The sequence below is a fragment of the Geobacillus sp. WSUCF-018B genome, assembly GCF_002809985.1.
Taxonomy (GTDB): domain Bacteria; phylum Bacillota; class Bacilli; order Bacillales; family Anoxybacillaceae; genus Geobacillus; species Geobacillus thermophilus.
Genome location: NZ_PIJF01000006.1, coordinates 19945 through 31873 on the forward strand (window position 1 = coordinate 19945; position 11929 = coordinate 31873).

An 11929-nucleotide genomic window follows, 5' to 3' on the forward strand; every position below is an offset into this window, starting at 1 on the left:
CGGTTTCGATGGAAGTGAAATACGTCACCGTCGGGGCGCTGACGAAATACATTAAGCGCAAATTTGACGTCGACCCGCATTTGCGCGATTTATGGGTGAAAGGTGAAATTTCCAACTTTAAGCAGCATTCGCGCGGCCATATGTATTTTACCTTAAAAGACAGCCAGGCGCGCATTGCCGCGGTCATGTTTGCCGGCTACAATCAACATTTGCCGTTCCGTCCCGAAGATGGGATGAACGTGCTTGTGCGTGGGGAAATTTCCGTCTATGAGCCGAATGGGAACTACCAGCTATATGTAAAAGAAATGCAGCCGGAAGGCATCGGCCGCCTGTATTTGGCGTATGAGCAGCTGAAGCAGCGGCTCGAGGCGGAGGGGCTGTTTTCTCCCGTCCATAAAAAGCCGCTTCCGGCGTTTCCGCGCTGCATCGGCGTTGTTACATCGCCGACCGGAGCGGCGGTGCGCGACATTATGACGACGATCCGCCGCCGCTATCCGCTTGCGAAAATCATTTTGTTTCCGGCGCTCGTCCAAGGCGACGGGGCGGCGCTGTCAATCGTGCGCGCCATCGAGCGGGCAAATGAGTTCGGCGGGGTTGACGTGCTCATTGTCGGCCGCGGCGGCGGTTCGATTGAAGAATTGTGGGCGTTTAACGAAGAAATCGTCGCCCGCGCCATCTTTGCTTCGCGCGTGCCGGTCATTTCCGCCGTCGGCCATGAGACCGATTTTACGATCGCCGATTTTGTCGCCGATTTGCGGGCGCCGACACCGACGGCGGCAGCAGAACTGGCTGCGCCGCACGTCGGGGAGCTGGCTGAGCGGCTCGCCGAGCGGAAATGGCGGATGATCCGCGCCATGAAAGAACAGCTCGCTGCCAGCCAGGAACGGTTGCGGCGGCTTCAAGCATCGTACGCTTTCCGCTATCCAAGGCGGCTGTACGAACAAAAAGAGCAGCAGCTTGACGTGTTGCTCGACCGGCTCGCCCGCCAGCGCGAACGGTTGCTCGACAAGAAGCGCCAACAATGGCGTGAGCTGCGCCTGCGGCTGTGGCGCCATCACCCGGCGGCCGAGCTTGAGCGGATGAAGGAGCGGCAAAAAGCGGCTGCCGGCGCGCTTGAAAAAGCGATGCGCACCGCCTTAGAGCGCCATGCGCTCCGCTTTCGTTCCCATGTCGCGCGGCTTGAGGCGCTCAGTCCGCTCCGCATCATGGAGCGCGGCTACAGTTTGGTGTACAATGAGCGGCGCGAGCTTGTCAAACGAATCGGCCAGCTTCAGGTCGGCGAGCGCCTGTCCATCCGGATTCAAGACGGACAAGTCGATTGTCAAGTGACGGGAGTGGAGGAGAAAACAATATGAGCGAAGAAAAAGAGCTGACGTTTGAAGAAGCGATGAAAAAGCTTGAGGAAATCGTCGAACGGCTCGAGGAAGGAAATGTGCCGCTTGAAGAGGCGATCGTCTTTTTTCAAGAAGGCATGAAGCTGTCGAAACTTTGCCATGATAAACTGCAGCACGTCGAAAAACAGCTCGAGTATATGTTGCGCGAAGACGGTCAGCTCGTGCCTTTTTCGCCGGAGGAGGAGTAAGCGGTGGCGCAGCTTTCAGTTGAACAGTTTCTCAACGAGCAAAAACAGGCGGTGGAAACAGCGCTCTCCTGTTATATAGAGCGCTTAGAAGGGCCGGAGAAGCTGAAAAAGGCGATGGCGTACTCGTTGGAGGCCGGCGGCAAACGAATCCGTCCGTTGCTGCTTCTGTCCACCGTTCGGGCGCTCGGCAAAGACCCGGCGGTCGGATTGCCCGTCGCCTGCGCGATTGAAATGATCCATACGTACTCTTTGATCCATGATGATTTGCCGAGCATGGACAACGATGATTTGCGGCGCGGCAAGCCGACGAACCATAAAGTGTTCGGCGAGGCGATGGCCATCTTGGCGGGGGACGGGTTGTTGACGTACGCGTTTCAATTGATCGCCGAAATCGACGATGAGCGCATCCCTCCTTCCGTCCGGCTTCGGCTCATCGAACGGCTGGCGAAAGCGGCCGGTCCGGAAGGGATGGTCGCCGGTCAGGCAGCCGATATGGAAGGAGAGGGGAAAACGCTGACGCTTTCGGAGCTCGAATACATCCATCGGCATAAAACCGGGAAAATGCTGCAATACAGCGTGCACGCCGGCGCCTTGATCGGCGGCGCTGATGCCCGGCAAACGCGGGAGCTTGACGAATTCGCCGCCCATCTAGGCCTTGCCTTTCAAATTCGCGATGATATTCTCGATATTGAAGGGGCAGAAGAAAAAATCGGCAAGCCGGTCGGCAGCGACCAAAGCAACAACAAAGCGACGTATCCAGCGCTGCTGTCGCTTGCCGGCGCGAAGGAAAAGTTGGCGTTCCATATCGAGGCGGCGCAGCGCCATTTACGGCACGCCGACGTTGACGGCGCCGCGCTCGCCTATATTTGCGAACTGGTCGCCGCCCGCGACCATTAAAAGCGGAACGGCCGCCCTTGCTTCGGAGCAAGGGCGGCTGTGTTGCTTTTTTGCTTCCTCCCCATGATGGGTCTTTCATCTTCGCGCCGCGGCCATACAGTGGCGCCAAGGCCGGCGTTGGCGGCAAAAGTCGATTTTTCGTGGCGAATCATGTATAATAATACTACCTGTATTCTAGGGAATCGGCTCGGAGAATGACCGAATGAAAGCGAGTGATCTCATTTGGATTTGACGAAAATTGAACATCCGCGCGTGTTAAAAACGATGTCCATTCCGGAACTGAAACAGTTAAGCGCCGAGATTCGGCGGTTTTTAATTGAAAAGCTGTCCAAAACAGGAGGACACATCGGCCCAAATTTAGGGGTCGTCGAGCTGACGATCGCCCTGCACCGGGAGTTTGACAGCCCGAAAGACAAACTCATTTGGGATGTCGGGCATCAAGCGTATGTGCATAAAATTTTGACGGGGCGCGCCGCTGAGTTCGACACGCTCCGCCAGTACAAGGGGTTGTCCGGCTTCCCGAAGCGGAGCGAAAGCGAGCATGACGTGTGGGAAACGGGCCATAGCTCAACGTCGCTGTCGGCAGCGATGGGCATGGCGATCGCCCGCGATTTAAAAGGGACGGATGAATACATCGTGCCGATCATCGGCGACGGGGCGCTCACCGGCGGCATGGCGCTCGAGGCGCTCAACCATATCGGCCATGAAAAAACGGATATGATTGTCATTTTAAATGACAACGAAATGTCGATCGCCCCGAACGTCGGGGCGCTGCACAACATCCTCGGACGGTTGCGAACAGCCGGCAAATATCAGTGGGTGAAAGATGAGCTTGAATTGTTGCTCAAGCGCATCCCGGCGGTCGGCGGCAAGCTGGCGGCCACGGCCGAACGTTTGAAAGACAGTTTAAAATACTTGCTCGTTTCCGGCGTGTTTTTCGAAGAGCTCGGGTTTACGTATTTAGGACCGGTGGACGGTCATGATTTTGATGATCTGTTTGAAAATTTGCGTTATGCGAAGAAAATGAAAGGTCCGGTGCTCGTGCATGTGATCACGAAAAAAGGGAAAGGCTACAGTCCGGCGGAAAACGACAAAGTGGGAACGTGGCACGGCACCGGCCCGTACAAAATTGAAACTGGTGCGTTTGTGAAAACGAAGGAAGCCGGGCCGTCGTGGAGCGCGCTTGTCAGCGAAACGGTGCGCCGGCTCGCGCGCACGGATCCGCGCATCGTGGCCATTACGCCGGCGATGCCGGTCGGATCGAAGCTGGAAGGGTTTGCAAGCGAATTTCCGGATCGGATGTTTGATGTCGGCATTGCCGAACAGCATGCGACGACGCTGGCGGCCGGGCTGGCGACGCAAGGGATGAAACCGTTTTTGGCCATTTATTCGACGTTTTTGCAGCGCGCGTACGACCAAGTCGTCCATGACGTATGCCGGCAAAACTTAAACGTCTTTTTCGCCATTGACCGCGCCGGGCTTGTCGGCGCCGACGGCGAAACGCACCAGGGGGTGTTTGACATCGCCTTTTTGCGCCATGTGCCGAACTTGGTGCTGATGATGCCAAAAGATGAAAATGAAGGCCAGCACATGGTGTATACGGCTATCCGCTACGATGACGGGCCGATTGCCATGCGTTTCCCGCGCGGAAACGGCCTGGGCGTTCCGCTTGACGAGGAGCTGAAAGAGATTCCGATCGGCACGTGGGAAGTGCTGCGCGATGGCCGCGATGCGGCGATCTTGACGTTTGGGACAACGATCTCCATGGCCCTTGAGGCTGCCGACCAATTGGCGAAAGAAGGCGTCTCGGTCAAAGTCGTCAACGCCCGCTTTATTAAGCCGATGGACGAAGCGGTGCTGCTTGAACTGCTCGAAAGCCGCCTGCCGATTTTGACGATCGAGGAAGCTGTGCTGCAGGGCGGCTTTGGCAGCGCCGTGCTTGAATTTGCCCATGACCGCGGCTACCATCAGGCGGTGATCGAGCGGATGGGCATCCCTGACCGGTTTATTGAGCACGGAAGCGTCAGCGAGCTGCTGCGCGAAATTGGGCTGACAGCCGCGCATATCGTTGACCGCATTAAAACGATGGCGCCAAGAAAACAGAAAAGGGCTTGAGACGATGAAAGGGAAAAAAGAACGGCTCGATGTGCTGCTTGTTGAACGCGGGCTGGCGGAAACGCGTGAAAAAGCGAAGCGGGCGATCATGGCCGGCCTCGTCTACTCGAACGACATCCGGCTCGACAAGCCCGGAGAGAAAGTGCCAACGGATATCCCGCTTGAAGTGAAAGGCAACCCGCTCCCGTACGTCAGCCGCGGCGGCTTGAAGCTCGAAAAAGCGTTGCGCGAATTTCAGATCAGCGTTAAAGGAAAAATTGTCCTCGATATCGGCGCCTCGACCGGCGGCTTCACCGATTGCGCCTTGCAGCATGGGGCGAAACTGTCCTATGCGGTCGATGTCGGCTACAACCAGCTCGCCTGGAAGCTGCGTCAAGATGAGCGCGTCGTCGTCATGGAGCGGACGAACTTCCGCTACGCGACGCCGGATTTGTTTACAAAAGGGCTGCCGGAAGTGGCGGTCATCGATGTGTCGTTTATTTCACTTCGGCTCATTTTGCCGGTCGTCAAGACGGTCATCGTTCCAGGCGGCGATGTTATTGCGCTTGTCAAACCGCAGTTTGAAGCAGGGAAAGAAAAGGTTGGCAAAAAAGGAATCGTCCGCGATCCGGCCGTTCATCGCGACGTGCTGGAGTCGATCGTTCAGTTTGCCTGCGCGGAACGGTTCGATGTTCTTCATTTGTCGTACTCGCCGATCACCGGCGGCGACGGCAATATCGAGTTTTTGCTTCATGCCGTCTATTCCGGCGAAGAGCGGGAAGGCGAAAACCGGCTCGCCAAGCCGATTGCAGACGTCGTCAGCGAAGCGCACGCCCGCCTCAGCCTTAAAGAGGGGGAAGAAAACGGCGCCTAAGCAACCGTCGGAAAGAAGTCCCGCCCCCAGCCGGACGGGGCCGCGACTGCGCATCTTAGGGAACGAGGAGGTGGCGCGATTTGAACAAAGGGCAAAGGCATATTAAAATTCGCGAGATTATCATGAACAACGACATCGAGACGCAAGACGAGCTGGTCGACCGGCTGAGGGAAGCCGGCTTCAACGTCACACAGGCGACCGTCTCGCGCGACATTAAGGAGATGCAGCTTGTCAAAGTGCCGATGGCCAACGGCCGCTATAAGTACAGCCTTCCGTCCGATCAGCGCTTCAACCCGCGGCAAAAACTGAAGCGGGCGCTCGTTGACGTGTTCATTAAGCTTGACGGAACCGGAAACTTGCTCGTGCTGCGGACGCTGCCGGGCAACGCCCACGCCATCGGCGTTCTGCTCGATAACTTGGACTGGGACGAAATCGTCGGTACGATTTGCGGCGACGATACGTGTTTAATCATCTGCCGGACGCCAAAAGACGCCAAAAAAGTGTCGAACCAGCTGCTGTCCATGCTTTAACCGAGGACCGGCCCGACTTTCCTCTGCGTCAGAGAGAGGAACAAACGGGGACGGTCCTTTGTTGGAATGTGAACACGTGTTTTATCATTAAGGCAGCCTGGACAAGGCAGGCGCCATTCCAGCGTTCAAGGGGAGGATGGAATGCTCGCTGAACTGTCGATTAAAAATTTCGCGATTATCGAATCGCTCTCGTTGTCGTTTGATAAAGGGCTGACGGTGTTGACGGGCGAAACAGGGGCCGGCAAGTCGATCATCATCGACGCCATTCATTTGCTCATCGGCGGGCGCGGTTCGTCTGAGTTCGTCCGTTTCGGCGCAGAGAAGGCCGAAATCGAAGGGCTGTTTTTGCTTGATGACGACCGCCATCCATGCTGCCAAAAATGTGCGGACATTGGCGTTGATGTCAGCGATGGGATGGTGGTGCTCCGCCGCGACATTTTGGCGAGCGGCAAAAGCATCTGCCGCATCAACGGCAAGCTCGTCACCACCGCCGTGCTGCGCGACATCGGTTCGACGCTCGTCGATATTCACGGTCAGCATGAGCATCAAGAGCTGATGGATCCATCCCGCCATCTGCCGCTTCTCGATGAGTTTGGCGGCGCGGAAACGGCGGCGGCGCTGGCGCGTTATCGCGCTCTGTATGAAGAGCGTGAAGCGTTGGTAAAAAAGTTGAAAAAGCTGAGTGAAAATGAGCAGCAAATGGCGCATCGGCTCGATTTGCTGACGTTTCAGCTGCGCGAAATCGAACAAGCCGGGCTCGAGATTGGCGAAGACGAGCGGCTGATGGAAGAAAAAGTGCGGATTGTGAATTTCCAAAAAATTTATCAAGCCATTCAGCATAGCTACGAAGCGCTCGCCGGCGAAGGACGCGGCTTGGATTCGGTCGGCCAGGCGATGGGACATCTCGAGGACGTCGCCGCGATGGACGCGGAACTTAAAGAGGCGCATGAAATGGTGGCCAACAGCTACTATTTGCTCGAGGAAGTCATGTATAGGCTGCGCGACCAACTTGAGGAGCTTGAATACGATCCGATGCGGCTTGACGCCATTGAAAGCCGCCTCGCGGAAATCCAGCAATTAAAACGGAAGTACGGAGCGACGATCGCCGATATTTTGCAGTATGCCGAAGCGATCGCCAAAGAAATCGAGACGATTGAAAACCGCGACATGCATGTGCACGACCTCGAGCGGCAGCTTGCCGACGTGACCGGCAAATTGCTTGCCGAGGCGAAAAAGGTGACCAGCATCCGCCAGGCGTACGCCCGGCAGCTGATTGAGCGCATTCAGCAAGAATTGAAAGATTTGTACATGGAAAAAACGCAGTTTGACATCGTCTTCGCCAAACGCGAAGGCCCGCTCGACGCCCCGTTGGTCGACGGCGTGCCGGTCAAATTTGCGGAAGACGGCATCGATGTTGTTGAATTTTACCTGTCGACGAACGTCGGCGAGCCGCTGAAGCCGCTTGCCAAAACTGCTTCAGGCGGCGAGCTGTCGCGCATTATGCTCGCATTGAAGACGATTTTTTCGAAACACCAAGGCGTGACATCGATTATTTTTGATGAAGTCGACACCGGCGTCAGCGGCCGGGTCGCCCAGGCGATCGCCGAAAAAATTTACCGCATCGCCAGCCAGTCGCAAGTGCTTTGCATTTCCCACCTGCCGCAAGTCGCCGCCATGGCGGACACGCATCTGTTGATCGTGAAGGAAACGGACGGAACGCGGACCAAAACGGCCGTGAAAAAGCTCGACGAGGAGGAGAAGGTGAAGGAAATCGGACGGATGATTTCCGGCGTGGAGATGACCGAACTGACGAAGCAGCATGCCAAAGAGCTGCTCGAGCTGGCGGCGAAAATGAAGCGATAGCCTTGCTGTCCGCCCCCCGTCGGGCCGTTGCCCCCGCTGCGAGGCAATGGGCTGCCCGGATGAAAGTCCATCCAATCCGGGCAGCTTTTTTTATAAGCGTTGCGATTATATTTTCCCCTGTTCAGGCAAAATTAAAACTGTAACCGTTTTTGTATGGTGTAGGCGGGAGCGAGGAGAGTGAACGACATTGAAGAAAGAAATGGCCCGAAACATAGCAGGAGTGCTTCTCCTAGGCATGCTGATGGCGATCGGTTTTGCCAAACCGATGAAAGAATATTGGCAAATTCCAAAGCAGCTTGTGCTGTTTGAAGGCGATACGGTCGAATTTCGGGCGTCATCCCTTCCGGTGCAAGCGGCCGTCCATGACCGAAACGCTCCCGAAACGCTCAATGTTGAGCAAAAAAACGGTTCGTTGTCTGTAAAGGCGAAACAGCGCGGAGAAGAAACGTTGATTTTGCAGGTCGCCGGAATGCCGATTAAACAAGTGGATGTCAACGTGCTGCCGACGCTGAAAGTCATCCCCGGCGGGCAATCGATCGGCGTCAAACTCAATACGGTTGGGGTGCTTGTGGTCGGCTACCACTTAGTCGAAACAGAAAACGGAAAGAAGTCCCCGGGGGAGGCGGCCGGCATCCAAATCGGCGACGTGATCACCGCCATTAACGGGCAAAAAATTGAAAACATGAGCGATCTCTCCCCTTTCATTGAGGAAGCCGGCAAAACCGGAAAACCGCTTCATCTCACCATTCTGCGCGATCAGCACTCCGTCACAGCGAAGCTCGTTCCGCTGAAAGACAAGCATGACGACGTGTACCGCATCGGCTTGTATATCCGTGATTCCGCCGCCGGCATCGGGACGATGACGTTCTATGACCCAAAATCGAAAACGTACGGTGCGCTCGGCCATGTCATTTCCGACATGGATACGAAAAAGCCGATTTTGGTGCAAAATGGGCAAATTATGCGCTCGACCGTCACCTCCATTGAAAAAGGGACGAGCGGCAACCCAGGCGAAAAGTTAGCCCGCTTCTCCGATGGCGAAGAGGTGATCGGCACGGTGACGAATAACAGTCCGTTTGGCATTTTTGGTAAACTGACAAAGCCATTGCCGGACAGCCCATTCACGAAACCGATTCCGATCGCTTTGGCCAGCCAGGTGAAAGAAGGACCGGCAAAAATATTGACAGTGGTCGAAAACGACAAGGTGGAGCAATTTGATGTTGAAATTGTCAGCAACGTTCCACAAAAGTTTCCAGCCACAAAAGGACTCGTCATCCGCGTCACCGATCCGCGCCTGCTCAAGAAAACGGGCGGCATCGTTCAAGGCATGAGCGGCAGCCCGATCATTCAAGACGGCAAACTTGTCGGTGCGGTGACGCATGTGTTTGTCAACGATCCGACATCGGGATACGGCGTCCATATTGAATGGATGCTGCAAGAAGCAGGAATCGATCTATATGGCCGTCAAAAAAAGGCGAGCTGACCGCGAGTCAGCTCGCTTTTTTGCAGCCCAAAAATTTTTCAAAAAAGACGGCAAATATTTTGCCGATTGGGCATAGATATTTGGTGAAACATCCGTTAAAATGGAACATGTAAAGATTTTTCGACAAATACATGGTTAAAAAAACGAATATTGTCTAAAGAGCTCATCTTTTGCTATAATTTTTATTTTGCGTTAATTTGTGAAAAAGAAAAGGATTTTTTGCTGCTGCTGTCGAATGTACGTTAACGGAAAGTTACATAGGAAAAAAATGTGGGGGAGGACGATCAAGTTGAGCATTAAAGTGTGCATTGCCGACGATAATCGCGAATTGGTGTCATTGCTTGATGAATATATTTCGAGCCAGCCGGACATGGAAGTGATCGGCACGGCGTACAACGGCCAGGACTGCCTGCAGATGCTTGAGGAAAAGCGGCCGGATATTTTGCTGTTGGACATCATTATGCCGCATTTGGACGGACTGGCTGTTTTGGAGAGAATCCGCGCCGGCTTCGAACATCAGCCCAATGTCATTATGCTGACGGCGTTCGGCCAGGAAGACGTGACGAAAAAGGCGGTTGAACTCGGGGCTTCCTATTTCATTTTAAAGCCGTTTGACATGGAAAACTTAGTCCACCATATTCGGCAAGTTTACGGCAAAACGACGCCGGTTGTGAGGAAAGCAGCCCCGGCGCCCCAAGTGCGCAACAACAAGCCGAAAAACTTGGACGCGAGCATTACGAGCATCATCCATGAAATCGGCGTTCCAGCCCACATTAAAGGCTATTTGTATTTGCGCGAGGCCATTGCCATGGTCTATCACGACATCGAGCTGCTCGGCTCGATCACGAAAGTGCTGTACCCGGACATCGCCAAAAAATACAACACAACGGCAAGCCGGGTCGAACGGGCGATCCGCCATGCGATCGAAGTCGCCTGGAGCCGCGGCAATCTCGAATCGATCTCATCGCTGTTCGGCTATACGGTCAGCGTCTCGAAAGCCAAACCGACCAACTCCGAATTCATCGCCATGGTGGCCGACAAACTGCGGCTTGAGCATAAAGCGTCATAAAGGGCGGAACGCGGTGAAGGCAAAAGAGGCGGGCCGAAAAAGCGGTTGACCGGCTTTTTGGCGCCGGCCTTTTTTGCGGCCGGGCGCCTACTCGAAACGCCAAGCCACCCGTTGATGAGGGCGGGCCGCTACGGTTCGTCATGCTCTGTTTCCTTTTTCTCAAGTTCGAGCAATTTTTTCATCAAAATATGCGGCGGCATGTGCATCACTTGCTCGATCGGCACGCCGAGCGCTTTTGCCAGCTTTTGCGCCGTCTCCAAGGAAATTTTCAGCGGCTGCATCATCTTCCCCTCCAGTGCCTCATACATTACTTTTAGTATAACCGATCACTGCCGCATTCGGCCAGCTTTGTCGGCCAAATGGCGAATTATATGGGAAAGGAAGAAACGGTATGACATATATTTTTGCCCACCGCGGAGCGGCGGGAACCCATCCGGAAAATACGATGGCAGCGTTTGAAGAAGCGCTGAAGGCGGGGGCGGATGGCATTGAGCTCGATGTGCAGCTGACGAAAGACGGCGAACCGGTCGTCATTCATGACGAAACGGTCGACCGGACGACGGACGGCAGCGGCTGGGTCAAAGACATCCTATACCGCGAACTCCGCAAGTTCAACGCAGCAGCGAAATGGGACGGCCGTTACGGCCATTGCCCGATTCCCCATCTCGAGGAAGTGCTCGCCTGGCTGGCGCCGACACGGCTTTTAGTCAACATTGAGCTGAAAAACAGCCTCGTGGCTTATGAAAGGCTTGAGCAAAAGGTGATCGCCGTTGTGCGCCGCTATGGGCTCGAGAACCGGACGATTTTCTCGTCGTTCAACCATAACAGCATGCGTCTTTGCCGCCAGTTGGCGCCGGAGATCGAAACGGCGCTTCTTTATATGGAGCCGCTCTATGACCCGTGGACGTATGTGCAGGCGATGAACGCAGGCGGGGTGCATCCGTACCACCGAACGGTGACGGCGGACTTCGCCGCGGATGCGCGGCGCCGCGGCGTCGCAGTCCGGCCCTTTACGGTGAACAAGCCGAAAACGGCGAAGACGATGTTCGCCTATAAAGTGGATGCGATTTTCACCGACTATCCGCGTCAAGCGAAGGAATGGAAGGAGAAAACGCCTTAACGAAAACCGTTAAGGCGTTTTTTGGCTTGCCTTGAAATGGATGGTTTCTAATTCCGAATCAAGGCGTTTTTCGTTTTCGTTGAAAACGCGCCTGCACTTTGTTCCGTTTTCGGTCGCGGTGCAGCAAAAACCCGCCGATAAACGCCAACCCGGCCGCAAACAGCACAAGCCCGGCGAGAAATTGCAGCCATAAGGCGGCAAACGGCGGCTGCATGATGCCAAACAACGCATCGCGCATCCATTTAATGCCGAGCGCCGCCGCCAGCCCCGGAACGACTAAAATGAACAGCGCAATCATTCGCCCCATCGCGATCGCGTCCCTTTCCCAGCAGAAATCACTTCACCGATTATCATAACCGTTATCCGTCATTTGTCAAGGAACGAAAAAGCGGGTATGATAAAACTGTCTGCAAAATT

The 11929-nt window shown here is 55.1% G+C and carries 13 protein-coding genes; 10 read left to right on the plus strand and 3 right to left on the minus strand.

Going from position 1 to position 11929, the window contains the following annotated elements; translation table 11 throughout:
• Positions 1–8: 8 nt before the first annotated feature.
• The 3 genes from xseA to CV944_RS03185 are packed head-to-tail and all read left to right on the plus strand — an operon-like array spanning position 9 to position 2479.
• Positions 9–1355 (plus strand): exodeoxyribonuclease VII large subunit, encoded by a 1347-nt coding sequence (gene xseA / locus CV944_RS03175; protein WP_044743181.1) that lies wholly within the window; start codon positions 9–11, stop codon positions 1353–1355.
• Positions 1352–1582 (plus strand): exodeoxyribonuclease VII small subunit, encoded by a 231-nt coding sequence (locus CV944_RS03180; protein ID WP_033009414.1) that lies wholly within the window; start codon positions 1352–1354, stop codon positions 1580–1582. The genes xseA and CV944_RS03180 overlap by 4 nt, the downstream gene beginning before the upstream one ends.
• Positions 1583–1585: 3 nt before the next feature.
• Positions 1586–2479: a polyprenyl synthetase family protein gene (locus CV944_RS03185; RefSeq protein ID WP_033009416.1), complete on the plus strand. Its 894-nt coding sequence runs from the start codon at positions 1586–1588 to the stop codon at positions 2477–2479.
• Here CV944_RS03185 and CV944_RS17255 read toward each other — a convergent pair.
• Complete coding sequence (locus CV944_RS17255; protein ID WP_157807505.1) at positions 2476–2631, minus strand: hypothetical protein; 156 nt, start codon at positions 2629–2631, stop codon at positions 2476–2478. The genes CV944_RS03185 and CV944_RS17255 overlap by 4 nt on opposite strands.
• 70 nt (positions 2632–2701) lie before the next feature.
• Here CV944_RS17255 and dxs point away from each other — a divergent pair, with 70 nt between their 5' ends.
• The 6 genes from dxs to spo0A all read left to right on the plus strand — a co-directional run bounded on the left by dxs (position 2702) and on the right by spo0A (position 10392).
• Positions 2702–4594, plus strand: coding sequence for a 1-deoxy-D-xylulose-5-phosphate synthase (gene dxs, locus CV944_RS03190; protein ID WP_033009418.1), 1893 nt, complete (start codon positions 2702–2704; stop codon positions 4592–4594).
• A gap of 4 nt (positions 4595–4598) precedes the next feature.
• Positions 4599–5447 carry a TlyA family RNA methyltransferase gene (locus CV944_RS03195; RefSeq protein ID WP_033009419.1) on the plus strand — a complete coding sequence of 283 codons (849 nt, stop codon included), beginning with the start codon at positions 4599–4601 and terminating at the stop codon, positions 5445–5447.
• An 80-nt stretch (positions 5448–5527) separates the two neighbouring features.
• The gene (gene ahrC / locus CV944_RS03200) at positions 5528–5977 is read left to right on the plus strand and encodes a transcriptional regulator AhrC/ArgR (RefSeq protein ID WP_033009420.1); all 450 of its coding nucleotides are present in this window, start codon (positions 5528–5530) and stop codon (positions 5975–5977) included.
• A 141-nt stretch (positions 5978–6118) separates the two neighbouring features.
• Positions 6119–7840, plus strand: a complete 1722-nt coding sequence (gene recN, locus CV944_RS03205) for a DNA repair protein RecN (RefSeq protein ID WP_100663816.1) — start codon at positions 6119–6121, stop codon at positions 7838–7840.
• Between the two features lie 187 nt (positions 7841–8027).
• Positions 8028–9323, plus strand: a complete 1296-nt coding sequence (gene spoIVB, locus CV944_RS03210; protein WP_082825805.1) for a SpoIVB peptidase — start codon at positions 8028–8030, stop codon at positions 9321–9323.
• Between the two features lie 289 nt (positions 9324–9612).
• Positions 9613–10392: a sporulation transcription factor Spo0A gene (spo0A, locus tag CV944_RS03215; RefSeq protein ID WP_100659109.1), complete on the plus strand. Its 780-nt coding sequence runs from the start codon at positions 9613–9615 to the stop codon at positions 10390–10392.
• Positions 10393–10520: 128 nt separating this feature from the next.
• Here spo0A and CV944_RS03220 read toward each other — a convergent pair whose 3' ends face one another.
• Positions 10521–10673 (minus strand): YycC family protein, encoded by a 153-nt coding sequence (locus CV944_RS03220; RefSeq protein ID WP_064502501.1) that lies wholly within the window; start codon positions 10671–10673, stop codon positions 10521–10523.
• A gap of 110 nt (positions 10674–10783) precedes the next feature.
• Between CV944_RS03220 and CV944_RS03225 the strand changes: the two genes are divergently transcribed.
• The gene (locus CV944_RS03225) at positions 10784–11512 is read left to right on the plus strand and encodes a glycerophosphodiester phosphodiesterase (protein WP_033009425.1); all 729 of its coding nucleotides are present in this window, start codon (positions 10784–10786) and stop codon (positions 11510–11512) included.
• A 58-nt stretch (positions 11513–11570) separates the two neighbouring features.
• Here CV944_RS03225 and CV944_RS03230 read toward each other — a convergent pair whose 3' ends face one another.
• Positions 11571–11819, minus strand: a complete 249-nt coding sequence (locus CV944_RS03230; protein ID WP_033009427.1) for a DUF2627 domain-containing protein — start codon at positions 11817–11819, stop codon at positions 11571–11573.
• Between the last annotated feature and the right edge of the window lie 110 nt (positions 11820–11929).